The sequence below is a fragment of the Gordonia sp. GN26 genome (assembly GCF_054823965.1).
In genome coordinates, this window is sequence record NZ_JSYC01000075.1 from 12963 (window position 1) to 39239 (window position 26277).

Consider the following 26277-nt stretch of genomic DNA (forward strand, 5'->3'; position numbering starts at 1 on the left):
CAATGTGATGGTGCGAGAGCGCGGCGTAGGCCTTGAGAGGTCGAGAGACCTAGCCGGTGTAGCCGGCGAGCTTGACGCCCTTGGAGGCGAGCCACGGCACCGGATCGATCTTGGTGTTGCCGTCCTTCCACACCTCGAAGTGGCAGTGCGGGCCGAAGGAGAAGCCCTCGTTGCCGACGAGTGCGATGACGTCGCCGGCGGTGACCTTCTGGCCCGCGCTGACGAGCACGCCCGAAGAGGACATGTGGCCGTACATGGTGACCGTGCCGTCGTCGGCGCGCACCTGGACCCAGTGGCCGTAACCTGAGGCCGGCTCGGCCTTGATCACGACACCGTCGGTGACCGCGTGGATCGGCGTGCCCAGCGGGGCGGCGAGGTCGATACCGCCGTGCATGGTTCCCCACCGCATGGCGAAGGCCGAGGTGAACGAGTACTGGCCGAGTGGGATGGGCGAGGTGTAGAGCGGGCGACGGGCCAGGGCCTCGCGCTGCGCTTCCTCGGCGGCCATCTTGGCGCCGACGCCGAGCTGGTCGGTGAAGACGTTCATCTGGTCGGTGACCGGCGATGCGGTGGCAACTCCCGGACCGAGGTCGACGGGGGCCGTGGCGTCGTTGACGGCTGCGGCGTTCGTGGTGGCGGTGTTGGTCGACGCGTCGTCGGTGGCACCCACCTGGGAGACCGCTGCAACGGCTGCGCCGGCCGCCATGGCGATCAGAGCGGCGCGGCCGCCCTTGAGGGCGTTCGGCGGGGCCGCGATGCGGTGCTTGCCGCCGCGACGGACGCGCTGGCCGACCGGGTTGGTGCGGAACGGACGGAGATCGGAGTCGTTCTCGTCTTGTCCGGAGTCCAAGTCGACGAGTATGTCGAGCTCGGCGCCTTCGACGTCGAACGGCTCGTCGTGTTCGTACTGATCGAACTCGTGCTCGGGGATCAGGATGTCCTGAGTGATCTCCGAGTGGGTCGGGCGGTAGTAGCCCTTCCAGGACGAGGGAGTCCAGGTGGTCTCTTCGGACGGTGTCCGGGTGGTGGAACCAGGCGAGCGGGGGGCCTCGTGGCCGAAGTCGTAATCGCTGAGGTCGTAGTCCGTGTCGTCGTCGACGAAGGGGATGATGGTGGTCATCTCCTCTGCCGTGAGGTCGTCGACCAACCCGCCCGATCGGACGCGGCTCGATCCGCGTGAGACTCCGGGTCCCGCCAAATCGTCCACCTCATCTCTTCGCTACCGCGGATCCGACGTTTTGTCCGTAATCCTTCTGTGACCAACTCTGAGAGCCGACGGTAACGAAATGATTGCGGCAAGTCCAACCGTAGAAAGCCGCTAATCGGAAATTTGTGAGCTGAGTCACAGGATTTCTCCAACTTCGTCAAGCCGTCGAATCTGGGGTTTGCCGGCCTGGATGAAAGGCTCCCCGGGTTCGTCGCCGCGATCGATTCAACACCCTGCGCCGCGTGTGCGCGAGGCCGGGTCTCCGGACGGGCGAATCTGCCAGGTGAGAGGTATCGAGAGGTACTCGCGAGTAGGTTGTGACCGAGCGAGTGATCTGTCGCACAAGGGCAGGGTGCGCGCGAAGGGGCAATACAGCACGGGTTTAGAGTCCGATATGGCCCGCGTTACACCCTTTGGCGGGCAAATCTACGAGATGGTGAGCTGAATGGATCTCTTCGAATACCAGGCGAAGGAACTGTTCGCCAAGCACGGGGTTCCCACCACACCCGGTCGGGTGACCGATGATGCCGCCGACGCGCGGGCGATCGCCGAGGAAATCGGCAAGCCCGTGATGATCAAGGCGCAGGTCAAGACCGGCGGACGTGGCAAGGCAGGCGGCGTGAAGTACGCCGCGACCCCGGACGACGCGCAGTCCCACGCCTCCAACATCCTTGGCCTCGACATCAAGGGCCACGTCGTGAAGAAGTTGCTGGTCGCCGAGGCCAGCGACATCGCGGAGGAGTACTACATTTCCTTCCTCCTCGATCGTTCCAACCGCACCTACCTGGCCATGTGCTCGGTCGAGGGCGGCATGGAGATCGAAGAGGTCGCCGCGACCAAGCCCGAGCGTCTCGCCAGGGTCGCCGTCGACGCCGTCAAGGGTGTCGACCTGGAGACCGCCCGCTCGATCGCCGAGCAGGGCCACCTGCCTGCCGAGGTCCTCGACGCCGCAGCCGTGACCATCCAGAAGCTGTGGGAGGTCTTCGTCGCCGAAGACGCCACCCTGGTGGAGGTCAACCCGCTCGTCCGCACCCCGGACGATCAGATCCTGGCCCTCGACGGCAAGGTCACCCTCGACGAGAACGCCGATTTCCGTCAGCCCGGCCACGCGGAGTTCGCCGACATCGAGGCGACCGATCCGCTCGAGCTGAAGGCCAAGGAGAACGACCTCAACTACGTCAAGCTCGACGGACAGGTCGGCATCATCGGCAACGGTGCGGGTCTGGTCATGTCGACCCTCGACGTCGTCGCCTACGCCGGTGAGAAGCACAACGGCGTGAAGCCGGCCAACTTCCTCGACATCGGTGGCGGTGCCTCGGCCGAGGTCATGGCCGCCGGCCTGGACGTCATCCTCAACGATGATCAGGTCAAGAGTGTCTTCGTGAACGTCTTCGGTGGCATCACCGCGTGTGACGCGGTCGCCAACGGCATCGTCGGCGCCCTGGAGAAGCTGGGGTCGGAGGCCAACAAGCCTCTCGTCGTCCGCCTCGACGGCAACAAGGTCGACGAAGGTCGCAAGATCCTGGCCGATGCGAACCACCCGCTGGTCACGCTCGCCGAAACCATGGACTCGGGCGCCGACAAGGCCGCCGAGCTGGCGAGCAAGTAAGGGAGCCACGGAAAATGTCGATCTTTCTGAACAAGGACAACAAGGTCATCGTCCAGGGCATCACCGGTGGTGAGGGCACCAAGCACACCGCCCTGATGCTCAAGGCCGGCACCAACGTCGTCGGCGGCGTGAACGCGCGCAAGGCCGGCACCACGGTGTCGCATGTCGACGCGGACGGCAACAATGTCGAACTGCCGGTGTTCGCCTCCGTCGAAGAGGCCATGAAGGAGACCGGGGCCGACACCTCGATCGCCTTCGTGCCGCCGAAGTTCTCCAAGGACGCCATCATCGAGGCGATCGACGCGGAGATCCCGCTGCTGGTCGTCATCACCGAGGGCATCCCGGTGCAGGACAGCGCCTATGCGTGGGCCTACAACGTGGAGAAGGGCGCCAAGACCCGCATCATCGGTCCCAACTGCCCCGGCATCATCACCCCGGGTGAGGCTCTGGTCGGCATCACGCCGAACAACATCACCGGCAAGGGCCCGATCGGTCTGGTCTCCAAGTCGGGCACCCTGACCTACCAGATGATGTACGAGCTGCGCGACCTCGGCTTCTCGACCGCCATCGGCATCGGCGGCGACCCGGTCATCGGCACCACCCACATCGACGCCATCGAGGCGTTCGAGAAGGACCCCGAGACCAAGCTGATCGTCATGATCGGTGAGATCGGTGGCGACGCCGAGGAGCGTGCCGCCGACTACATCAAGGCCAACGTCTCCAAGCCGGTCGTCGGCTACGTCGCGGGCTTCACCGCGCCGGAGGGCAAGACCATGGGTCACGCCGGTGCGATCGTGTCCGGTAGCTCCGGCACCGCACAGGCCAAGAAGGAGGCCCTCGAGGCCGCAGGCGTGAAGGTCGGCAAGACGCCGTCCGAGACCGCCGCGCTGGCACGGGAGCTCTTCGAGGCTCTCTGAGTCGTCTTTCGACACCGAAAAACCCGAGCGGGACCATCCGCTCGGGTTTTTTCGTGCGCTCGGTGTTCCGGGTGACGCCTACTCGCAGGCGACCCCGTCACCGTCGCGGTCGAGCTTGGCGCGGTAGCCGGGCTGACCCGCGTACAACGGGGCGGCACCGGCCGCGCGTGCCGCCGAACAGTTCTTGTAGTAGACCGAGCCGGGCGCCTCGGCGGGCGGTGCCGTGTCGGCCGGCGGGGCGTAGAGCCGCGGCGGCGTGTAGGTCGTCTCGGGGACCGGGGTCGCCGTGGAGGTGCGCGTCTCGGTGCGCTCGGTGGTCGTCGGCGCCGCCGCGGTGGCACCGCACGAGGTCAGGACGCGGGTGATCGCGTCCTTCTCCGCCTGGGTCACCCAGAGCCGGTAGGCGGCCTTCACCTCGACCTGACGGGACACGTAGGTGCACCGGTAGCCCTTGTTCGGTGGCAGCCAGGTCGCGGCGTCGCCGGCGCCCTTCTTCTGGTTCGTCGGACCGTCGACCGCTTGCAGGTTGCGCGGGTCGTTGGCGAAGTCGACGCGCTGCTGCGGCGAGAGTTGCTGCGCGCCCTTCTGCCACGCGTCCGAGAGCGCGACGACGTGATCGATCTGGACCGCCGAGGAGGTGCTCTGACCGCGGACGAACCGGATCGTCGTGCCGGTGTACGGGTCGTCGAGCGTGCCCGACAGGACGGCGCAACCGTTGGAACCCGGCTTGAGGGTGATGTCGGTCAGGTCGCGACGCAGGATGTCGTTGCGGGTGTCGCAACCGTTGTGTCCGCCGTCGACGGTGACGTCATCGGACCAGGCCTGCCCGAACAGGTCGCGGTCGTATCCGGTCTTGGGTGCGCGTCCCTTGACGGCCAGGGTGTTCAGCGTCTGCAGCGCGTCGTCCGCGGCCGGTGCCGAGACCACGGCGATCACGGCCGACGCGGTGGGCAGCGGGGTCTCGGCGGCGGCCGATGCGGTCGGGAGCGCGGCGGCCGAGGTGGTCTCGGGCGTCGTGGACGGACCGGTCACCGGAGCGTCGATCACGCAGCCGGCGGCAGCGAACGCGACCGCGGCGACAGGGGCTGCGAGCAACCACCGGGACAGCGGCTTCCGGCGTGGGGACACAGATTCGGGCATCGTCGAACGAACCTCTCATAGGACTTCTCAACCATCATGACGCGCACTTGTTTCGACGAGCCTCGAGCCACATATCGGCCCTGCGCCGGGGTCGTTACACGGCACACGACGTGACACGATTGCGACGGTCCGGGCCGATCCCCGCGTGCGATAATTCGGCGGTGAACCCAGAGCCGCGGGGCGGTGCGACATCCCAATTGGTGAGGGAGTCGTGGCGTTTCGCGGGGGTCGTCGTCGACGCGGCCGAACGCCTGCCGGTCGCGGGCGGGATCATCGGCGCGGCACGTACCAGGGCGCAGCGGTTGGTCGACGACACCCGCGTCCGGGTCGCCACGACGACGCGGACGATCCTCGGTGCGGTCGTCCGCCAGGTCGTCGAGGTCCTCACCGAGGAGGTCGACCTCACCGACCTCGTGTTGCGCAACGTCGATCTGCGCCGGCTCATCGCCGGGGTCCTCGCGGTCATCGATCTCGACGCGGTGATCGAGACGGTCGACCTCGATCGTGCTGTCGCGCAGGTGGATCTGATGAAGGCCATCGCCCTGGTGGACATCGACGAGGTCATCGGGACCGTCGACCTCAACGCGGTGGCTTCGCGGATAGACATCGAGGCCATTCTCGACCGCGTCGACCTCGTCGGCCTCGCCGAGGAGATCATCGACGGCGTCGACCTCCCGGACATCATCCGGGAGGCCAGCACATCGGTCACCGCCGACGTGATGACCGACGTGCGCAGCACCAGCGAACGTGCCGACGACGCGGTCGCCAACGCCGTCAACAGGTTCCTGCGTCGACGCGCCGCCGAGGTCGCCGACGAGCCCGGGCAGGACGGTGCAAGCCGATGACGGCAGAACCGAGACCCGACCATCCGGCGGTGCATCGGGCGCATGCCGTGCAAGACCGGGACAAGGACGCCGGGATCGTCAGTCGCGGCATCGGGGCATTCCTCGACCTGCTCGTGGTCTGGACCATCCTGGGCGCGTGCTATCTCGGTCTCGCGCTGATGAAGTTCGCCGTCACCGTCAGCGAGTTCCACTTCCCGCAGCTCAACATCCTGTTCACCACAACAGGGTTCGTGATCACCTCGGTGTTCTACCTGTCCACGTGCTGGGAGGTGTCCGGCCGCACCCTGGGCTCGGTCGTGATGGGACTACGCGTGGTGAACAGCAAGGGCGTACGCGTCCGGCCGGCCGTCGCCGTGCTGCGAGCCCTGTTCTGCACCGTCTTCGCCATCGGCCTGGTGTGGGTGGCCGTCGACCGACGGCGCCGCTCGGTCGCCGACATCGTCTTCCGCACCAGGGTCATCTACTCTCGCTGACCGCGTTGGACGTACGGAGGCCGCGTGCGGGATACGGTGTGAGGCATGGGTGAACGGGCACGGTTGTCGGCCGCGGACCTGCGGGACATGATCGTCGACGACGGATCATGGGAGTCGTGGGACGCCGCGATCGTCCGACCCGCGGTCACCTCCGACGGTGACGACCGCGCCTACGCCGACGACCTCGCCCGTGCCCGGGACCGCAGCGATTCCGATGAATCGGTGATGACCGGCGCCGGGCTGATCGGTGGCCACCGCGCGGCGATCGTCCTCAGCGAGTTCGGGTTTCTCGGCGGGTCCATCGGCCGTGACGCGGGTGCGCGGATCGTCGACGCGATCTCGCGGGCCACCCGCGAACGGCTTCCGCTGATCGCGTTGCCCGCATCGGGCGGTACCCGTATGCAGGAGGGGACCGCGGCGTTCCTCCAGATGGTCGCGATCACCGGCGCCGTCGCCTTGCACAAGGCGGCCGGCCTGCCGTACCTCGTCTATCTGCGGCATCCCACGACCGGCGGTGTCTTCGCCTCATGGGGCTCCCTCGGCCACGTCACCTGGGCGCAGCCGGGCGCCCTCGTCGGATTCCTCGGCCCCCGCGTGTACGAGGGGCTCTACGGCGAACCGTTTCCCGACGGCGTGCAAACGGCCGAGAACCTGGTTCGCACAACGGTGGTCGACGATGTGGTGGAGCCGACAGATCTGGCCGGGAGGCTGGCGTCGGTGTTGCGACTGCTCGCCCTGCATGGTGACGCGCCGCCGACGCAGGCTCCGCAGTCAGCGCCCGACGACTCCGGTACGCCGGCGCACGACGCCTGGGCGAGTGTGCTGGCGACACGTGAACCGGGTCGGGCGGGGTTGATCGAGTTCCTCGCACTGGGGGATTCGGCGGCGCTGTCCGACGCAGGTCCACTTCGCTTCGCACTCAGCGACTTCGGCGGCCGGGTGGCGATGGTCGTCGGCTACGACCGGGTTTCCCAGGAAGCCGGCGAGTTGCCCGGTCCGCGCCATCTGCGCGAGGCGCGCCGGGCGATCATGGCCGCCGGCGATCTCGGTCTACCGGTTGTCACGATCATCGACACCCCGGGGGCGGAACTGTCGGTGGTCGCCGAGGAGGGCGGACTCGCCGCCCAGATCGCCCGTTGCACGGTCGAATTGATCAAGGTCGCGGTGCCGACCGTCTCGGTGATGTTGGGGCAGGGCGCCGGCGGCGCGGCGTTGGCGCTGTTCCCGGCGGACCTGCGCGTGGCCCGCGCCGATGCGTGGTTGTCGCCGTTGCCTCCCGAAGGTGCGAGTCTCATCGTCCACCGCGACCTCGAGCACGCCGGCGAGATGGCTGCGCGCCAGGGCATTCTCGCAGGACGACTCGCGGCACAGGACATGGTCGACGTGATCGTCGACGCCGACTGCGACGCCGCCGCACTCGCCGAGATCCGCAACGCGATCGCCGATCATCTCGCGACGTCGCCGACGCCCGATCCTCGCGCGCGCACCCGGGTACCCGCGGCGGACGTGCGATGACGACGCGCATCGTCGCGGTCGGTGCCGTGCTCACCGACGACGACGGCCGGGTCCTGCTCATCCGGCGCCGCAACCCGCCGCAGGCCGGGAAGTGGACGATCCCGGGCGGAAAGGTCGAGCCCGGTGAGTCGACCGAGGCCGCGGTCGTGCGGGAGATGTTGGAAGAGACCGGTTTTCGCATCGAGGTCGGCGAATTGCTGTGGACGGTCGACATCCCCGGACCGGACGACGTCGTCTTCGAGGTCCACGACTTCGCCGCGCGGATCGTCTCCGGGACGCTGTGTGCCGGAGACGACGCCGCCGACGCCGGATGGTTCACGCCCGATCAACTCGCCGAGCTCCCGGTGACGCGTGGACTGGTGGCGCACCTCCGCAAACACGGGCTCCTCGAATAGGCATGTGACCACGGTTGGTGGTGCCCGCGGCCCATCCTGTGGAAGATGGGGACATGACCGAACTCCTGCCGCTCGATCCCGACCAGCTGCTCTCGACGACGCGCTCGGTGCGCAAGCGTCTCGACTACGACCGCCCGGTCCCGCTCGACGTGGTCAAGGAAGCACTCGAGGTCGCCCTGCAGGCGCCGACCGGGAGCAACAGCCAGACCTGGCACTGGATCGTGCTCACCGACCCCGAACTCAAACAGAAGGTCGCCGATTACTACGCGCAGTCCTTCGCCAAGTATTACGCCGCGCAGCAGCCGCGCGACGAGACCGGCAAGCGGGTCGCGTCGAGCGCCCAATACCTCGCCGACACGATGGGACAGGTCCCGGTGCTGGTCATCGGCGCGATCTACACCGGTGGCGACCTGCCCGAGGGCAACCAGGCCGGCGTGTGGGGCTCCCTGCTGCCGGGCGCCTGGAGCCTGCAACTCGCGCTGCGCGCCCGCGGCCTCGGTTCTGCGTGGACCACGCTGCACCTGGCCTACGAGAAGGAGATCGCCGAGCTGCTCGGCATCCCCGCGGGCATCCACCAGGGTGTCCTGTTGCCGGTGGCCTACTACACCGGCTCCGACTTCAAGCCGGCTCCGCGCAAGCCCCTCGACTCGGTGCTCCACATCGACGGCTGGTGAGTAGAGTGCGGATCACCATGTCCGCCACCAGTGACACCCCACCGGTCGAGACGGGGGACGTTCCCCGCCCGCCGACCCGTCGCACCCAGGCGAAGGCCGCGCGGCGCGCCGAGCTGCTGACCGCGGCCGCCCGGCAGATGGCCGAACGCGGCTTTGCCGGTGTGCGTCTCGAGGACATCGGACGCGCGGTCGGGGTGAGCGGACCGGCCATGTACCGGCATTTCTCGTCGAAGACCGAACTGCTCGACGAGATGCTCGTCGACATCAGCCAGCGGCTGCACGACGGCGGTGCCGAGGTCGTCGAGCGCGGCGGGCCGCCGTCCGAGACCCTGTTGGCGCTCATCGGTTTTCACATCGACGTACTCGTCACGAAACCCGACCTCATCGTCGTCCAGGATCGTGATCTGTCGTCGATGACGCCGGAGGCCAACCACCGCGTCCGACTGTTGCAGCGGCGCTACGTCGAACGCTGGGTCGACGTCGTGATCGCCGTCTACGAGCAGGAGGGCCGCACCCTCGACCGGGCCGAGGCCCGCGTCCGCGTGCACGCGATGTTCGGCCTGCTCAACTCCTCGCCCCGGTTGCCCGCCTACGACGAGTCCGAACTGCGTCGTCTGCTCACCGCGATGGCCCTGGCCGCGCTCGGCTGCCGGGTCTGATCAGCGCAGTTCGCGGCGCAGCAGCTTGCCGGTCGCGCTGCGGGGGAGTGCTCCGACGATCTCGACCTCGCGCGGGTACTTGTAGGCCGCCATCCGTTCGCGGCAGTACTCGATGAGTTCGGTCGGTGTGACCTCCGCACCCGGTTGGAGGGCGACGTAGGCGCGGGTCGACTCACCGCGGTAGTCGTCGGGGATTCCGACCACAGCCGTCTCGAGTACCGCCGGATGCGACTGCAACACCTGCTCGATCTCGAACGGCCAGATCTTGTACCCGGACGCGTTGATCAGGTCGTTGCTGCGGTCGATGACGTAGAACCAACCGTCGGCGTCCATGAAACCCACGTCGCCGGTGCGCATCTCACCGTTGCTCAGCGCCGCTCCGTCGTCGTCGACCTGACCCCAGTAACCGGCGGCGATCTGCGGTCCGGCCGTGACGATCTCGCCGAAATTCCCCGGCGGCAGCGGTTCGCCGCGCTCGTCGACGACCCGGGCCATCGTGTCGAAGATCGGCAGACCCACTGAGAGAGCTCCGGTTTCGGGGTCGACCGGCGCGGGGACACCGGGCGGCACCATGTGGGTCGGCGAGGTGGACTCGGTCTGCCCGTACACGTTGTGGATCATCCCGCCCAGGCGTTCTTCGATGCGTTCGGCGACGTCGGGGAGGACCGGTGCGCCGCCCGAATAGCGGAGTCGGAGTGACTCGAACGCCTCGGGCGATGCGTCGGGATGGTCGGCCAGCGCGATGTAGGCGGTGATCGAGGCGACGGAGAACGCCGGACGCCAGGCACGCACCGCGTCGAAGACCAGGCCGGCGTCGAATCGGTGGGTGAGAACGAGCGGGGAGCGCAGGGACAGCGCCAGCATCACCGAGCCCACCAGGCCGGTGACGTGGAAGATCGGCGACATGCACAGGATCGGCTCGCCCGGTTCCAGGCCGGTCCAGGTGCGATAGGCCTGCGCGCTGAACGCGAGGTTCCGGTGCGTCAGCTTCGCGCCCTTGGGTGGCCCGGTGGTGCCCGACGTCGGTGCCAGCACCGCGACGTCATCCGGTGCGGGTACGTGCCGGATGACCGAACGCGCGCCGGTGCCGATCAGGTCGAGGAGTTCGACGGTGCCTGCCGTGGCCACGCGGGACACGTCGAACACGCGCTGCAGATCGTCGCTGCCGGCGAAATCGAGCGGCGAGGCCGTGACGACGAGTCCGATCGACCCCAGCTCGTCGACGACCTCCGCGTGGACCTCGTCGAGGATGAGCAGGGCGCTCGGCGTGAAATCGTCGAGGGCCCTTCGGAATTCGCTGCGTTTGTACATGGGGCTGATCAGAGCGGCGACGCCACCGACCTTCCAGGCGGCGAGGAGTCCGAGGATGATGGCCGGCTCGTTCTGGACCGCGATGCCCAGCCGGTCGCCGGCCGCGAAGCCGTGTTCCCCGAGCGCGTGGGCCAGGGCGTCGGAGGCGGCGTCGAGGTCGGCCCAGCTCAGCGTCGCGCCGAAGTAGTGGACGGCCGGAGCGTCGGGAGCCGCGGAGAGCGCGGCGTCGAACGCCTCGAGCGGGGACCCGAACTCGAGGTCGAGGTGCTCGGGGAGTCCGGGCGGGTAGTTGGCCAGCCAGGGACGGCTCTCGTAGGCGTTCATGCGTACGGGCGTTCGGGGCGACGCGAGCGAGGCGACAGATCGTGGAGCACGAGGATGAGTCTACGAAAAATGGGCGCCTCCCCATAAGCTGTTCAGCGTGGTCGAACAACCGGTGACCGACAGCGGCGCCGCCGTGCGCGAGTTGCGCAAGCAGGCGGGCGTGACGCTGCGTGGGCTGGCTGCCGGTATCGGGGTGAGCGTCGGGACCATGAGCGCCATCGAGAACGGCAAGGTCGGGCTCACCGTCGACCGCTTGCGTCAGATCGCGCAGTGCCTGGACGTACCCGTCGCTCGTTTCCTCGAGTCGCCGCCACCGGAGAAGGTCGAGGCCGACACGGACCCGACGGACTGGCGCGTGTTCGCTCCGCTGACACTGGACCCGGTGCTGGAGTCGGCGATCGACGTCTTCGAGGAACTCGGCTACCACGGTGCGACGATGCGCCTCATCGCGGCCGGCGCCGACATCAGTGTCGCCGGCATCTATCACCACTACCCGAGCAAGCAGCATCTGCTCGTCGCGCTGGTCAACATCGCCCACGCTGACCTGGCCCGACGCCTCGACGCGGCCGGCGACGGCGTCGACGCGGTGACCGCTTTCGCCAACATGGTGGAGGCGCTCACGCTGTTCCACGTCGAGCGGCGTGCGCTGGCGCTCGTCCTGGCGACAGAGCTGCGGCGTCTGGAGGAACCCAACCGCACCCATCTGCAGGCGTCGATGGCGCAGATCGAGGGGCGTCTGCTCGACACGGCCCGTCGCGCCGCCGAACTCGGCGCCTTCCGGTCGGGTGACCTGTCCGTGGCGACCAAGGCGATCGTCACGATGTGCCTGGCCGTGCCGACCTGGACCGACGACTCCGACGCCGCCCACGGCCGCCGGATCGCTCGCGAGTACGCGGATCTGGCGCTCGCCATGGTGGGGCACCAGGCCGACCGCTAGGCCGCCTCGGACCGGTCGGCGGATCCACGCTCTGTGGCTCCGGTTTCAAGCGTGTTCAGCATTGCTGAACTTGCCGCGTGTACTGGGCTTTCCGCTCTGCTGCTGACAAACCCTGAGACATCACCGATTTCGCCTCTTGACGGCGTTGCGAACGAGTGCGATGCTCGTCACAATGAACTTACCGAGCGAGCGCTCGCAAAGTTCAGTCGCGAAGTTCAGTCCGCACCGTTCTGGGTGCGACCCGGAACCGTCGGTTCCGCTCTGGATCGAATCAAAGGAGATGAGATGACCGAGATCGAGACCGCTGCGCCGTCCATGGGTGACCTGCTGGGAGCCGACACCCCGTCGAACTGGGGCAAGTGGGGCCCCGACGACGAGGTGGGCGCCCTGAACTACCTGGACGCGAGCGAGGTCCTGCGCGGTGTCGGCCACATCAAGTCGGGGGAGACCTTCACCCTCCAGATCGAGATGGGTCGCACCGAGAGCCCCGGAGATCCGCTGTGGCCGGGCCGCGAGGGCATCAACCGAAAGAACATCCTCGACGAGTCGTCGTGGGACGGCGACGGTGCGCCGCAGTTCCCCGGCGGCCTGCACTACGCCGACGACACCGCGAACATCTTCCTGCAGGGCTCCACGCAGTACGACGCCCTCGGCCACGTCTGGTACGACGGCAAGCTCTACAACGGCTACGACGCCCGCAGCACCGTCGACGCGCTGGAGAAGGCGTCGGTCCTGCCGATCGCCGAGAAGGGTGTCGTCGGCCGCGGCGTGCTGATCGACATGGCCCGGTACCGCGGCAAGAAGTACCTGGAGAAGGGTGAGACCTTCGACCACAACGACCTCGAAGCCGCCGCTGCCGCACAGGGTGTCACCATCGAACCGCACGACATCCTGATCATCCGTACCGGGTGGCTGACCTACTGGTACGAGCTGAACAACCCGGAGGAGTTCTACGACGGCTTCTGCGAGCCCGGCCTGACCTACTCGCGTGAACTGGTGCAGTGGTTCCAGGACCGGGAGATCCCGAACCTGGTCACCGACACCATCGCCAACGAGGTCACCACCGACCCGGAATCCGGTGTGGCGCTTCCCCTCCACAACGCGCTCATGCGCAACCTGGGTGTCGTGTTCACCGAGATCGTCTGGCTCGAGGAGCTGGCCGAGGCGTGTGCCGCCGACAACCGCTGGAGCTTCCTGTACGTCGCGGCCCCGCTCAAGGTCGTCAGCGGCACCGGTGCGCCGGTGAACCCCGTCGTCATCCGCTGACTCACCCCGAGTCATTCGCCGAAAGAGGAACGTCAGACATGAGTGTCTACGACGACAAGGTGTGGCTCAGCCACTACCGCGAGCAGGATCTCGCGCCGCGGAGCATCGAATACGACACCGCGCTGGACATGTTCGCGGCGACCGCCGCGCGCACCCCGGATGCCGACCTGATCCGTTACTTCGACGGATCGGTCACCGCCGGTGAGCTCGACGAGCTGACCGACGCGTTCGCGGTCGGCATCCTGGACCTGGGCTTCACCCCGGGCGACCGCGCGGTGGTCTACGCCCAGAACATCCCGCAATTCGTCATCGCGCAGCTGGGCATCTGGAAGGCCGGCGGCATCGCCGTCTCGGCCAACCCGATGTACCGCAGCCGTGAACTCGCCGAGATCCTCGTCGATTCCGGCGCCACGGTGCTGGTCGCGATGCAGTCGCTGTACCGCGACGTCGCGCAGGAGTCGTTGCGCGACAACAAGACCGCGGTGCGAACGGTGATCACCACCTCGGAGCTGGAGTACCAGACCGCGAACAGCGGAACCCTGGCCGGCGTCGAGAAGATCGACTGCCCCGACACCGTCGATCTGGCGACGATGCTGGCGAAGTACCGCGGTCAGCGGCCGCCCAAGGCCGATCTCACCGCAGACAGCGTCGCCTTCCTGACCTACACGTCGGGAACCACCGGACCGCCCAAGGGTGCGATGACCACCCACCGCAACGTCGTCTTCAATGCGCAGACATACCGTGACTGGGTCGGTGTCGACAACGACGACGTGATTCTCGGCGTGGCTCCGCTGTTCCACATCACCGGGCTCATCGCGCACATCGCATTGGCCGAACTCACCGGTGCGCCGCTGGTCCTGATGTACCGGATGGACCCGGCGGACACCATCGCGACCATCGCGCGGGAGAAGGCGACATTCACGGTCGGCTCGATCACGGTGTTCATCGCGTTGATGAACGTCCCGGACATCGATCCGGCGTCGTTGGCGAGCCTGTCGAAGATCTACTCCGGTGGGGCGCCGATCCCGCCGAGCACGATCGCCGAGTTCCAGAAGCGGTTCGGTCACTACATCCACAACGTGTACGGCCTGACCGAGACGACGTCTCCGTCGCATGCGGTGCCGTTCGGTGTGACGGCTCCGTCCGACGAGGAGACCGGGGCCACCTCGGTGGGAATCCCGGTGTACGACACGGTCGTCCGGATCGTCGACGAGCAGGGCAACGACCTGCCCGCGGGCGAGGTCGGCGAGCTGGTCACCGCCGGCCCGCAGGTGGTCGCCGGTTACTGGAACAAGCCGGAGGCGACCGCGAAGGGCATCCCGAACGGCGTGCTGCACACCGGCGACGTCGGCTACATGGATGCCGACGGATGGTTCTACATCGTCGACCGCAAGAAGGACCAGATCAACACCAGCGGTTTCAAGGTGTGGCCACGTGAGGTCGAAGACGTTCTCTACGAGCATCCTTCGGTTCGTGAGGCCGCGGTCGTCGGCGTGCCCGACTCCTACCGCGGTGAGACCGTGAAGGCGTTCGTCAGTCTGCGTCCGGGGACCGAGGCGACGCCGGAGGAACTGATCGACCACTGCAAGACGCGGATGGCGGCCTACAAGTACCCGCGCGAGGTCGTGGTGATGGGCGACATCCCCAAGACCGCCACGGGCAAGCTGTTGCGTCGCGAACTGCGGACGGTGGCACAGTGATCCAGCCGGATCTGAACCTCCGCGCCCCGGCCGAGACGCTGGATCTCCGGCCGTCGGCGAAGGCGTTGGAGCTGCGCGAGGAACTCATCGCGTTCATGCACTCCGACGTCTTCCCGGCGGAGCAGCGCTACGAAGAGGAGCGCGGCTTCGCCGGTCCCGACGATCACGACGTGCCGGCGGTCGTCGAGGAGCTGAAGAAACGGGCCCGCGCGCGCGGTCTGTGGAATCTGTTCCTGCCGTCCGAATCCGGGATCAGTCAGCTCGACTACGCCGGTCTGGCCGAGATCACCGGGTGGAGCCTGCATCTGGCGCCCGAAGCCGTCAACGGTGCGGCGCCCGACACCGGGAACATGGAGCTGATGCACCTGTTCGGCACCGACGAGCAGAAGCAGACCTGGCTGGAACCGCTGCTCGACGGCCGAATCCGGTCGGCGTTCTCGATGACCGAGAAGGACGTCGCGAGTTCGGATGCGACGAACATCGAGACCAGCATCTCTCGCGACGGCGACTCCTACATCATCAACGGCCGGAAATGGTGGACCAGCGGTGCGGCCGACCCGCGCTGCAAGCTGCTCATCGTGATGGGCAAGACCGATCCGGAGGCGGCGACCCATCGTCAGCAGTCGATGGTGCTGGTCCCGATCGACACCCCGGGTGTCACCGTGGTCCGCGACGTACCGGTGTTCGGTCGCCACGACCAGCACGGCCACGTCGAGATCGTCTACGACAACGTCCGGGTGCCCGTCGAGAACCTGCTCGGTGAGGAAGGTGGCGGATTCGCCATGGCGCAGGCGCGCCTCGGCCCCGGCCGAATCCACCACTGCATGCGTGCGCTCGGCGCTGCCGAACGTGCTCTGCACCTCATGGTTCAACGGTCGAAGGGGCGCGTCGCGTTCGGCAAGCCGCTGGCCGAGCAGGGCGTCGTGCAGCAGCAGATCGCCGAGTCGCGCATCGCGATCGACCAGGCTCGTCTGCTGTGCCAGCTGGCCTCGAAGACGATCGACGAACTCGGCAACAAGGCTGCCGCGCCGTATGTCTCGGCCGCCAAGGTGTCGGTGCCGCGGGTCGCGCTCGAGGTCATCGACCGGGCGATCCAGGTCCACGGTGGCGCCGGCGTCAGCGACGACGTGCCACTCGCCGCCATGTACGGCTGGCATCGTGCGATGCGCATCTTCGACGGACCGGACGAGGTGCACATCCGCACCATCGCCAAGTCGGAGCTGCGGCGGTGACCACAGGTTGAGAAGTTGAGGCAGTTTGCGCCGCTCACCGGCGCAAACTGCCTCAACTTTTGTGCAGGTGGCACTCCTGATGACCGCTTCGTTCTTGTACGGTCTCAAGAAGGATGACGCCGCAATCTCCTGACGTACACATGCAGCCGGCCGGGCTTCTCGACGACCCGCTGGCGGGTGCGCTTCGTCGTGCGGGCTGTGTGTTCGCCGAGGACGAGGCCGAGTTGTTGCGTCGCCACGCCACCGGCCCCGACGAACTCGACGATCTCTGCGCGCGCCGGATGGCGGGTGAACCACTCGAGCACCTCCTGGGGTGGGTCCAGTTCGGAGACCTTCGGCTCAGTGTCGGGTCGGGGGTGTTCGTGCCGCGGCAGCGGTCCCTGCTGCTGGCGCGGGAAGCCGTCGAGGCCGCCGAGAGGCGGCGCGAAGCCGTTGTCCTCGAAGCGTTCTGCGGGGTGGCACCGATCGCCTCCGCAGTCGCCGCAACCGTTGACGATGCGCGGGTACACGCCGCGGACATCGCCGCCGACGTACTCGTCCACGCGCGGCGAAACCTGCCCGTCGACGCGCAGGTTCATCACGGCATCGGTTTCGAGGCCGTGCCTGGGACTCTCCGTGGCCGAGTGGATGTGATCGCGGCCGTCCCGCCGTACGTCCCCGATCACGCCTTCGATCTGCTCGCCCCGGAAGCCCGCGACCACGAGCCCCGGCGTGCTCTGACCGGGGGAGTGGACGGTCTCGATCACGTCGACACGCTGATCGCGGGCGCCCAGACGTGGCTGTCCGGCGACGGGGTACTGCTGATCGAGATGAACGTCGGGCAGTTCGACGCAGTGGCTGCCCGCGACGAGCGCAGAGGGGCCCTCGACCTCGACGCCGTGGCCGGCGACGACGGTCAGACCGTGGTCGCCAGGCTGCGCCGGACCGGAGCGTCGTAGCGCGAGCCTGCTCTTTGTTTCCCGTTCGTAAACGATTCTCGCGGTTCTCTTGCGCACCCCCGGCGACCTCGTGCAGACTCGATGTACACAAAAGTGTATCCACTTTGCACGTGGGGTGGACCCGGATCTGCGGGAGCCGTCCCGCGCCCTGACGCACAGCACCTGGAGACGACTTTGGCAACGACCGCCACCCACTACCCGCACCTGTTCACTCCTGGTCGGATCGGTGAGCTGGAGGTCGAGAACCGAATCCTCAAGTCGCCCCAGAGCACGGCGACCGCGAACGCGGACGGAACCGTCTCGGCGCGCACCGTCGAGCACTACAAGCGACTCGGTCAGGGCGGTATCGGCCTGGTCATGATGGAGTACAGCTTCATCGACTCCGATGCGAGCAAGGCGATCCACAACCAGCTCGGCAACGCCCACCGTGAGCACACCCCTGGCCTGGGCTGGGTCGTCGACGAGGTGCACGCCACCGGCGCACGGATCGGACTGCAGATCGCCCACGGCGGCCGACAGAAGTTCCTCGGCACCGCGCCCATCAAATCTGCCACCGACTCGTCGTGGTCGGATGTGGAGGGGCAGTACGGTGTGGTGCCGACCCCGATGACCGTCGACGAGATCGATGCGGTGGTCTCCGCGTTCGGCGACGCCGCCGCACGCGCCCACGCCGCGCGCTTCGACATCGTCGAGGTGCATGCCGGCCACGGCTACCTGATCACCAATTTCCTGTCGCCGCACACCAACTGGCGCGAGGACGAGTACGGCGGGAGTTTCGACAACCGGGCACGGTTGTTGTTGCGGATCGTCGACGACATCCGGGCCAAGGTCCCGAGTGAGTTCCCGCTGAGCATCCGGCTGTCGGTCACGGACTACGAGCCGGACGGTATCCCCATCGAGGAGACCGTCGAGCTGTGCCGTCGTCTCGAGGAGCACGGCGTCGACGTGCTGCACTGTTCGGGCGGACACCACGCCGGGATGGAGTGGGAAGTCAGTCCCTGGTATCAGGTGCGCACTCCTCACCGGTGGGGTTGGGAGAAGATCAAGGCCGCGGTGTCGATCCCGGTGATCGCGTCGGGGTCGATCGTCTCGCCCGACACCGCCGAGGAGATCCTCGCGTCCGGATCGGCCGACTTCGTCTCGCTCGGACGACCGATGCTCGCCGACCCCGATTGGGCGCGCAAGGCGAAACTCGGTCGTGCCCTGGAGATCACGCCGTGCATCCGGTGTAACGACGGCTGCCTCCACCGCGGGTTGAACAAGGGACGAAGTGTCGGCTGCAGCGTGAATCCGAGTGTCGCCGAAGAAGGTCGATTCCCCGTGACCGCGGCCGAGACGAGCAAGGTGGTCGCCGTGATCGGCGGCGGCCCGGCCGGACTCCACGCGGCCGCGGTACTGCACGACCGAGGCCACGGCGTGACGCTCTACGAACCCGGTGAACTGGGCGGTCTGCTCAATCACGCACAGGGATCGACGGTCAAGCAGGATCTCGCGGCGCTGGCCCGGCACCTGGTCCACGAGGTGACGCGGCGCGACATCCCGATCGTCGCCCGGGCAGCGGACGCGCAGACGATCACCTCCGGTCACTTCGACGCCGCGGTGGTGGCCACGGGAGCCCCGGCGGAGTCACCTCGATTCCCCATCGAGGGCACTGTCCCGGTCATCACGGCCGCGCAGATCCGCTCGGCGGATGCCCCGCGTGGCCGTGTGGTCGTCGTGGGCGGGGGACTGCAGGGCTGCGAGGCCGCGCTCCGCATCTCCGAGTCCGCCGCTGCGGCAGGCGATCCCACCACGGTGACCATTCTGGAGACCAACGACGGTCTGCTCGCCGGGGACGAGGTCTTCACCGACGTCGAGCGGCTTCCCCTGTTCCTCGACGCCGCCGGGGTGTCCGTCAGGTGCGGTCACACCGTCGTCGGGATCGACGACGAGGGTCTGCACGTCGAGACGACTGCCGGTGCCGAGACCATTCCGGCCGACACCGTCGTCCTCGCGCTGGGCCGGCAGCGCCCGGACTCCGACCTCGCCGACGAGCTCGAGGCAGCGGGGATCGAGGTCCGCGTGATCGGCTCGGCACGCCAACCGGGGCGCGTGTTCGACGCCATGCACACGGCGTTCTTCGCAGCCCGGTCATTGTGAAATCTGTCAGCACCACGAGAGGGAAGAAAATGAAGATCCACGGGATCAGCTGGGTCGGATCGCGGACGTCGAACTACCAGGCGATGCGCGACTTCGCCGCCGACGCACTCGGTTTGAAGGTCGAACGCGAGCAGGAGAACGCGGTCGTGTTCGGGCTCCCGGACGGTTCGGCGCTCGAGGTGTTCAAGCCGACCGACAGCGACCATTCCTTCTTCGATCACCCCGTCGCCGGCCTGATCGTCGACGACGTGCGTGAGGCGCGCGCCGAGCTCGAGGCCAAGGGCGTCGAGTTCATCGGCGAGGTCCACGACGGGGTCGAGGACTCGTGGGGCACCGCATGGTCGCACCTGCGCGCACCCGACGGCCACATCTACGTCCTGATCAGCCGGCCCGCGCTCACCGAGCGCAGCGAGCCCGTCGTGACCAAGCGACGCTTCGACGAGCTCCGGGTCTGCCTCAAGGTCAAGAACATCGACGAGGCGGTGCGGGTGTACCGCGACGGCCTCGGTATGGAGATCGTCGACGACTGGACGCACCCGGCCGGTCAGCGCGGCGTCCTCTTCGGCGTCGTTCCCGCCGCGGTGGAGCTGTTCGACGAAGCGCAGTGGGAGCTCGTCGACGACGCCGAGCTCGGGCGCCAGGTGTCGGGCGATCACACGCTGCGCGTCGAGGTGCGGGACGTCGACGAGATCGAGTCCCTCGCCAAGGTGCTCGCCGACGTCGGTGTGTCCCGCGACGGTGAGGTCACCCAGACCCCGTGGGAGCAGAACTGCCTCCGGATGAGCACCTCGGAGGGCGAGCAGCTCACCCTCTTCACCCTGCCTGCCGAAGAGCGCGTCGTCCGCGAAGAAGCACGTTCCGTCCTGTCGGTGCGCCCGGTCTGACCGCAGCGGGCGTTCTTCCTCAGATCCCGAGTGACCCGCGCAGACGGCTGACCTCTGCCCGATACTTCTCGACATTGCGCATCTTCACGCTCTCGTAGCCGCGCACCATGTCGGGGAGGCCGGCGAGTTCGACCAGCGCAGGCATCTCGGCGTCGCCGACACGTCCGCGTTGCACCGCGGCCAGCAGCGAGTCGACGGTGTCCCGGTACTCGACGATCAGCGCGCGTTCGGTGCGACGGATCTCGTTGCGACCGAACGGGTCGAGTGGCGTCCCGCGCAGTCTCTTCATCTTCGCGAGCGCGCTCATCGGACGGTTCGCCCACGCACCGAGGGTCATCTTCTCCCGCATGCCCATCTGGCGCAGCGTCGGCGGATGCAACCGGATCGCGACCTCGGCGTCCTCGCCGAACTCATCGGCGACCCTCGCCGCGAAGCCGGCGTCCTGGGTCAGACGGGCGACCTCGTACTCGTCCTTGTAGGCCATCAACTTGTACAGGTTGCGCGCGACCGCATCGGTCAACGCGTCGTTGTCCGCGCCGCGGTGCACCCGTTCGACGACGTCGAGATACTCACGCGCATAACGCTCGTCGGCGTAGGCGATCAGTTCGTCGTAGCGGATGGCTACGGTCTGTGTCAGCTCGTGGTCGAAACCGCTCGCACGCGCCACGCTCATCGCGTGATCGGACGGCTCCGGTTCCGTGGTCGCGGCGCCGTGCAGTGAAGCGATGGTCGCGGATACCGCCTCGGCGTCGGCGACCGCCTGACGTCCGCGTCGGAAGGCCTGCACGTTGGCGTCCACCGCGACGCCGTTCAGTTCGATCGCCCGCTCGATCGACGAGGCCGAGATGGCCAGTGCACCTGCCTGATAGGCCGCACCCACCATGAGCATGTTGGCGAACTGCTCGTCACCGAAGAGTGCCGTCGACAGCGCTCCCGAGTCGAGGTAGAGGCCGCGGGTCACCTTGGCATCGATCGCCGAGTGGATCGCGGTCTCCGCCGGGAAGCCCACCGAGGTGTCGATGACCATGAGCCCGGTGGGCACCTGCGTCGTGGACACCACGGCGACGGTCTTCTCCGGTGCCGCGACCTTCAGGTTGACCGGATCGGTTCCGACCAGCGGGTCACAGACGAGGTAGAGGTCGCAGTCGTCGGAGGCGACCTTGGCGGCCTGCTCGACGTCGTGCGGCGCAACCTTGATGTCGCTGACGACGGCACCGCCCTTCTGCGCCAGGCCCGTCATGTCGACGGTCCGGGCGGCATGGCCGTCGAGGACGGCCGCCGTCGCCAGCACCTGCGACACGGTCACCACACCGGTGCCGCCGATGCCGGTCACCCGCAGCGAGAACGTGTCCCGCACGGCGGGCAGCGCCGGTTCCGGCAACAGTGCGTCGGGGATGTCGGTGGCACGAGCCCTCGCCCGCTTCGTACCCGGGGTGACGGTGACGAACGACGGGCAGTCGCCCTTCAGGCACGAATAGTCGAGGTTGCACGAACTCTGGTCGATCTGCGTCTTGCGTCCGAACTCGGTCTGCACCGGGTGCACCGACAGGCAGTTCGACTTCTCGCCGCAGTCACCGCAGCCCTCACAGATGCGTTCGTTGATCATCACGCGTGTGGTGGGGGTGGGCATGGTGCCGCGCTTGCGCTTCCGGCGCTTCTCCGCGGCGCAGTGCTGATCATGGACGAGAACGGTCACCCCGGGGACCCCGGCGAGTTCGGTCTGCACCTCGAGCAGATCGTCGCGGTGGCGGACCTCCACCTTCTTCGGCAGGCCCAGCGCGCGAGTACGTTTCGGGTCGTCGGAGGTCACGACGATCTTGCTGACGCCCTCGTCGATCAGGAGGGAGGTCAACCGCGGCAGGTCCATCTCACCGACCGGGTCCTGGCCGCCGGTCATGGCGACGGTGCCGTTGTAGAGCAGCTTGTAGGTGATGTTCTCGCCGGAGGCGACCGCGGCCCGTAGCGCCAGCGAACCCGAGTGCATGAACGTGCCGTCACCGACGTTCTGCACGAAATGCCGGGCGGAGACGAACGGCGCCATGCCGATCCACTGCGCGCCCTCGCCACCCATCTGCGTCACCCCGGCGACATCGCCGACCTGGCGCGGGTCCATGAGGAGAACCATCGCGTGACAACCGATCCCGGCGCCGACGAGGGTGTCCTCGGAGACCTTGGTCGAGCTGTTGTGCGGGCATCCGGAACAGAAATACGGCGTGCGCACGGCGAGTGGGAGCTCGATGCGGGTTCGACGCCGCGACCTCTTGTCGATCCACGCCTGCGCGGCGTCGACGTGATGGCGTGCGAGGCGATCCGCGAGACCGCGGGTGACGGCATCGACGTCGAGTTCACCGAAGCGGGAGAACAGGGTCGACCCGTCCTCGTGGACCTTGCCGACGATCCGCGGCGCACGCGGATGCCGGAACAGGATGTCGCGCATCATCGTCTCGATGAAGTCACGCTTCTCCTCGATGACGATGACCTCGTCGAGATCACCGCGCGCGGTGCCGAACACGAAGCGATCGAGGATGTCCCGCTCGATCGGGTACACCATCCCGAGCTTGAGGATGCGGATGCCCAGGCGGCGCAGGTCGTCATCGCCGATGTTCAGCAGGCGCAACGCCTCTCGGAGATCGAGGTAGGTCTTGCCGGCGGCGACGATGCCGATCCGGTCGTCGGGGGTCGACACCACGATCTTGTTGATCCCGTTGAGCCGCGCGTACTCCAGCGCACGGGGGATGCGGGTGGTGAGCTGATTCTGTTCGAGCTCCATCAGATTGGCGCCCAGCAGTCGGCCGCTCGGAACGTGGGGGCTGCGTCCGAGGTCACCGTAGGTGGGGATGATCCGGTCGGGATCGACGTGGGCGGTCGACGCGCCGTCGGCGACATGCGCCGAGATCTTCAGCGACGTCCACAGCCCGCTGACGCGGCTCATGACCGCCGCGTGTACGCCGAGGTCGAGGATGTCCTGCGAGTCGGCGGGGTAGAGGATCGGGATGTAGAGGTCGGCGAGGGCCATCTCCGACGCGCACGGCACCGTCGAGGACTTGGCGCCGGGGTCGTCGCCGACCAGCGCGACGGCGCCACCGGACGGATGCGTGCCGACGAGGTTGGCGTGGCGGATCGCATCGGTGGCGCGGTCGAGGCCGGGGGCCTTGCCGTACCAGTAACCGACGACGCCGTCACGGGGCGTGCCGTCAACGGTGGGAGCGAGGTCGGCGACCTGTGCGGCCACCTGCGAGCCCATCACCGAGGTCGCGGCGATCTCCTCGTTCAGGCCGGGCCGGTGGGTGATGTCGTAGGGCGCGAGCAGCGTGCGGCGGCGGGCGAGTTCGAGGTCGTAGCCGGCGAGGGGAGAGCCCTCGTAGCCGGAGATGAACGAGGCGGTGTTCAGGTTCTGGCGGCGGTCGACGCGGGCGCGGTCGCGGACCATGCGGACCAGGGCCTGGATGCCGGAGAGGTAGATGGTGCCCGACTCGCGGGCGTAGCGATCGTCGAGCGAGAAACCGTCCGTATGGGGCTCTGACGTGCGTGTTCTGGTGGTCGGCACCTGCTGGAAGCGTGCGCGGTCGTCTGCGAGGGTCATGGGGTTACCTGGCCTTCTATGTGCGGTGGTCTTCTCCGGTCGTGCCGGGGATCGACGCATCGGTTGTGTAGAGCCCGGGGATGGTGGGCCTGACACCACATTACGAGATGACGTGACGCGCGTCACGCGGACGGGGTGCGAGTTGTGGGCGTGACACCCGCCACCCGATGGCGTACCATTCCGCTCAGTTAATCCCTACTAACTGAAGGGTCGACGGTGACCAGCACGCTCGACGGCTTCCGGGCCGCGCACCAGCAGAATCTCGACCTGCTCCATCAGCGTCTGACGACGGTGGCCGCCGGCGGCGGTGCCAAGGCGCGCGAGCGCCACGTCTCCCGCGGCAAGCTGCTGCCCCGCGACCGCGTCGACGGCCTCCTGGACGTCGGTTCGCCGTTCATCGAGGTCGCCCCGCTCGCCGCGTTCGGGATGTACGACGACAAGGCGCCGGCCGCGGGTGTCATCGCCGGCGTCGGCCGGGTGGCCGGTCGCGAATGCATGATCGTGGCCAACGACGCCACGGTCTCCGGAGGTACCTACTACCCGGTCACGGTGAAGAAGCACTTGCGTGCGCAGGAGATCGCAGCCGCCAACCGGCTGCCGTGCATCTACCTCGTCGACTCCGGCGGTGCGATGCTGCTGCAGCAGGACGAGGTCTTCCCGGACCGCGACCACTTCGGCCGCATCTTCTTCAACCAGGCGAACATGAGCGCCGCGGGCATCCCGCAGATCGCCGCCGTCCTCGGTTCCTCGACCGCCGGCGGCGCCTACGTCCCGGCGATGAGCGACGAGACGGTCATCGTCCGCAACCAGGGCACCATCTTCCTGGCCGGTCCACCGCTGGTGAAAGCCGCTACCGGCGAAGATGTCTCGGCCGAGGACCTCGGCGGCGGAGCGATGCACTCCTCGGTCTCCGGCGTCACCGACCACCTCGTCGACAACGACCAGCAGGCACTGGCGAAGGTCCGTGAGATCGTCGCCACCCTCGGCCCGCGGGAGGCACCGCAGTGGGAGACCATCCCGTCGCGGGAGCCGCTCCGTCCGCAGACCGACATCTACGACGTGGTGCCCACCGACTCCCGCACCCCGTACGACGTGCGCGAGGTCATCGAGATCATGTGCGACGCGGGTGAATACACCGAGTTCAAGGCGAACTACGGTACGACCCTGGTCACCGCCTTCGCGCACATCCACGGCCACCCGGTGGGGATCATCGCCAACAACGGCGTACTCTTCAGCGAATCCGCCCTCAAGGGAGCGCATTTCATCGAGCTCTGCGACCAGCGTCGGATCCCGTTGATCTTCCTGCAGAACATCACCGGGTTCATGGTCGGCAAGGCCTACGAGCAGGGCGGCATCGCCAAGAACGGCGCCAAGATGGTCAATGCGGTGGCCTGTGCCCGGGTCCCGAAGTTCACCGTCATGGTCGGCGGCTCGTTCGGCGCCGGCAACTACTCGATGTGCGGCCGGGCCTACTCGCCGCGGTTCCTCTGGATGTGGCCCAACGCGCGCATCTCGGTGATGGGTGGCCCGCAGGCCGCCGACACCCTGGGCACGGTGCGCCGCAACCAGATCGAGCGATCCGGGGACACCTGGGCGGCAGAGGACGAGGAGGCCTTCAAGGCGCCCATCCGCGAACAGTTCGAGCGGCAGTCCGACGCCTACTACTCGACCGCGCGCCTCTGGGACGACGGCATCGTCGACCCGGCCCAGACCCGCACACTGCTCGGGCTCGCCCTCGAGACGGCGCGGTACGCGCCGCTGGCCGACCCGCGCTACGGCGTCTTCCGGATGTGAGAGCGGAGGCCGACATGCACACCCCGAGTTCACCCACGACCGACAGAGGACCGACCGTGAGCACCAGACCCATTCGCAGCGTCCTGGTGGCGAACCGTGGTGAGATCGCCTGCCGGGTGATCGACACGCTGCGCCGCCTGGGCATCCGCAGCATCGCCGTCTACTCCGACGCCGACGCGCACGCCCGGCACGTCCGCGAGGCCGACGTCGCGGTCCGGATCGGACCGGCCGCGGCGGCCCAGAGCTATCTCGACATCGACGCCGTGGTCGACGCGGCCCGCAAGACCGGTGCCGACGCCGTCCACCCCGGCTACGGATTCCTCTCGGAGAACCAGAAATTCGCCGCCGCGCTGGCGGAAGCGGGCATCGTCTTCATCGGTCCGCCGGCCGAGGCCATCGCGACGATGGGCGACAAGATCACCGCCCGCGCCGCGGTCACCGCGCGCGACGTGCCGGTGGTGCCGGGTCTCTCGCGTCCCGGCCTCACCGACGAGGACCTGATCGCGGCCGCCCCCGACATCGGCTTCCCGGTCCTCATCAAACCGAGCGCCGGCGGCGGCGGCAAGGGTATGCACCGCGTCGCCGACCCGGCCGAACTGCCTGCCGCACTACAACGCGCACGACGCGAGGCCGGCGCCGCGTTCGGCGACGACGCCCTGTTCCTCGAGCACTTCGTCGACACGCCGCGCCACATCGAGGTGCAGGTCCTCGCCGACACCCACGGCAACGTCATCC

The 26277-nt window shown here is 67.9% G+C and carries 21 protein-coding genes; 17 read left to right on the forward strand and 4 right to left on the reverse strand.

The window, feature by feature from the left end:
- Positions 1 to 49: 49 nt before the first annotated feature.
- Positions 50 to 1207: a M23 family metallopeptidase gene (locus tag OK17_RS15860; protein ID WP_461418018.1), complete on the reverse strand. Its 1158-nt coding sequence runs from the start codon at positions 1205 to 1207 to the stop codon at positions 50 to 52.
- Positions 1208 to 1652: 445 nt separating this feature from the next.
- Between OK17_RS15860 and sucC the strand changes: the two genes are divergently transcribed.
- The gene (gene sucC, locus OK17_RS15865; protein ID WP_006867802.1) at positions 1653 to 2816 is read left to right on the forward strand and encodes an ADP-forming succinate--CoA ligase subunit beta; all 1164 of its coding nucleotides are present in this window, start codon (positions 1653 to 1655) and stop codon (positions 2814 to 2816) included.
- Positions 2817 to 2830: 14 nt separating this feature from the next.
- Positions 2831 to 3733, forward strand: coding sequence for a succinate--CoA ligase subunit alpha (gene sucD, locus OK17_RS15870; protein WP_006867801.1), 903 nt, complete (start codon positions 2831 to 2833; stop codon positions 3731 to 3733).
- Between the two features lie 78 nt (positions 3734 to 3811).
- Here sucD and OK17_RS15875 read toward each other — a convergent pair whose 3' ends face one another.
- The gene (locus OK17_RS15875) at positions 3812 to 4873 is read right to left on the reverse strand and encodes a GmrSD restriction endonuclease domain-containing protein (protein WP_461418019.1); all 1062 of its coding nucleotides are present in this window, start codon (positions 4871 to 4873) and stop codon (positions 3812 to 3814) included.
- A 161-nt stretch (positions 4874 to 5034) separates the two neighbouring features.
- Here OK17_RS15875 and OK17_RS15880 point away from each other — a divergent pair, with 161 nt between their 5' ends.
- The 6 genes from OK17_RS15880 to OK17_RS15905 are packed head-to-tail and all read left to right on the forward strand — an operon-like array spanning position 5035 to position 9434.
- A complete protein-coding gene (locus OK17_RS15880) occupies positions 5035 to 5718 on the forward strand; it encodes a hypothetical protein (protein WP_461418020.1) in 684 nt (227 codons plus the stop codon).
- Positions 5715 to 6191, forward strand: a complete 477-nt coding sequence (locus OK17_RS15885; RefSeq protein WP_232717947.1) for an RDD family protein — start codon at positions 5715 to 5717, stop codon at positions 6189 to 6191. The genes OK17_RS15880 and OK17_RS15885 overlap by 4 nt, the downstream gene beginning before the upstream one ends.
- 45 nt (positions 6192 to 6236) lie before the next feature.
- The gene (locus OK17_RS15890; protein WP_232717946.1) at positions 6237 to 7706 is read left to right on the forward strand and encodes an acetyl-CoA carboxylase carboxyltransferase subunit alpha/beta; all 1470 of its coding nucleotides are present in this window, start codon (positions 6237 to 6239) and stop codon (positions 7704 to 7706) included.
- The gene (locus OK17_RS15895) at positions 7703 to 8101 is read left to right on the forward strand and encodes an NUDIX hydrolase (RefSeq protein ID WP_461418021.1); all 399 of its coding nucleotides are present in this window, start codon (positions 7703 to 7705) and stop codon (positions 8099 to 8101) included. The genes OK17_RS15890 and OK17_RS15895 overlap by 4 nt, the downstream gene beginning before the upstream one ends.
- A 53-nt stretch (positions 8102 to 8154) precedes the next feature.
- Positions 8155 to 8775 (forward strand): nitroreductase family protein, encoded by a 621-nt coding sequence (locus OK17_RS15900; protein ID WP_461418022.1) that lies wholly within the window; start codon positions 8155 to 8157, stop codon positions 8773 to 8775.
- A gap of 17 nt (positions 8776 to 8792) precedes the next feature.
- Positions 8793 to 9434: a TetR/AcrR family transcriptional regulator gene (locus OK17_RS15905; RefSeq protein ID WP_461418023.1), complete on the forward strand. Its 642-nt coding sequence runs from the start codon at positions 8793 to 8795 to the stop codon at positions 9432 to 9434.
- Here OK17_RS15905 and OK17_RS15910 read toward each other — a convergent pair whose 3' ends face one another.
- Positions 9435 to 11069, reverse strand: coding sequence for a class I adenylate-forming enzyme family protein (locus OK17_RS15910; protein WP_461418024.1), 1635 nt, complete (start codon positions 11067 to 11069; stop codon positions 9435 to 9437).
- A 97-nt stretch (positions 11070 to 11166) separates the two neighbouring features.
- On the opposite strand from OK17_RS15910, the gene OK17_RS15915 reads away from it, so the two are divergent.
- From OK17_RS15915 to OK17_RS15945, 7 genes are all read left to right on the forward strand, one after another.
- Entirely contained in the window at positions 11167 to 12006 is an 840-nt protein-coding gene (locus tag OK17_RS15915; RefSeq protein WP_461418026.1) for a TetR family transcriptional regulator, read from the forward strand.
- 285 nt (positions 12007 to 12291) lie between these two features.
- Entirely contained in the window at positions 12292 to 13272 is a 981-nt protein-coding gene (locus OK17_RS15920) for a cyclase family protein (RefSeq protein ID WP_461418027.1), read from the forward strand.
- Between the two features lie 38 nt (positions 13273 to 13310).
- Positions 13311 to 14972 carry a class I adenylate-forming enzyme family protein gene (locus tag OK17_RS15925; protein WP_461418028.1) on the forward strand — a complete coding sequence of 554 codons (1662 nt, stop codon included), beginning with the start codon at positions 13311 to 13313 and terminating at the stop codon, positions 14970 to 14972.
- Positions 14969 to 16204 carry an acyl-CoA dehydrogenase family protein gene (locus OK17_RS15930; protein ID WP_232717939.1) on the forward strand — a complete coding sequence of 412 codons (1236 nt, stop codon included), beginning with the start codon at positions 14969 to 14971 and terminating at the stop codon, positions 16202 to 16204. The genes OK17_RS15925 and OK17_RS15930 overlap by 4 nt, the downstream gene beginning before the upstream one ends.
- A 140-nt stretch (positions 16205 to 16344) precedes the next feature.
- Positions 16345 to 17142 carry a N5-glutamine methyltransferase family protein gene (locus tag OK17_RS15935; RefSeq protein ID WP_232717998.1) on the forward strand — a complete coding sequence of 266 codons (798 nt, stop codon included), beginning with the start codon at positions 16345 to 16347 and terminating at the stop codon, positions 17140 to 17142.
- Positions 17143 to 17316: 174 nt separating this feature from the next.
- Entirely contained in the window at positions 17317 to 19281 is a 1965-nt protein-coding gene (locus tag OK17_RS15940; protein ID WP_461418029.1) for an oxidoreductase, read from the forward strand.
- Positions 19282 to 19310: 29 nt separating this feature from the next.
- Positions 19311 to 20165, forward strand: coding sequence for a VOC family protein (locus tag OK17_RS15945; RefSeq protein WP_232717937.1), 855 nt, complete (start codon positions 19311 to 19313; stop codon positions 20163 to 20165).
- A 19-nt stretch (positions 20166 to 20184) separates the two neighbouring features.
- Here OK17_RS15945 and OK17_RS15950 read toward each other — a convergent pair whose 3' ends face one another.
- Positions 20185 to 23748: an indolepyruvate ferredoxin oxidoreductase family protein gene (locus tag OK17_RS15950; protein WP_461418030.1), complete on the reverse strand. Its 3564-nt coding sequence runs from the start codon at positions 23746 to 23748 to the stop codon at positions 20185 to 20187.
- 216 nt (positions 23749 to 23964) lie between these two features.
- On the opposite strand from OK17_RS15950, the gene OK17_RS15955 reads away from it, so the two are divergent.
- Positions 23965 to 25542 carry a carboxyl transferase domain-containing protein gene (locus tag OK17_RS15955; protein ID WP_461418031.1) on the forward strand — a complete coding sequence of 526 codons (1578 nt, stop codon included), beginning with the start codon at positions 23965 to 23967 and terminating at the stop codon, positions 25540 to 25542.
- Between the two features lie 56 nt (positions 25543 to 25598).
- Positions 25599 to 26277: biotin carboxylase N-terminal domain-containing protein (locus tag OK17_RS15960; RefSeq protein ID WP_461418032.1), on the forward strand; the 679-nt coding region annotated here is incomplete at its 3' end.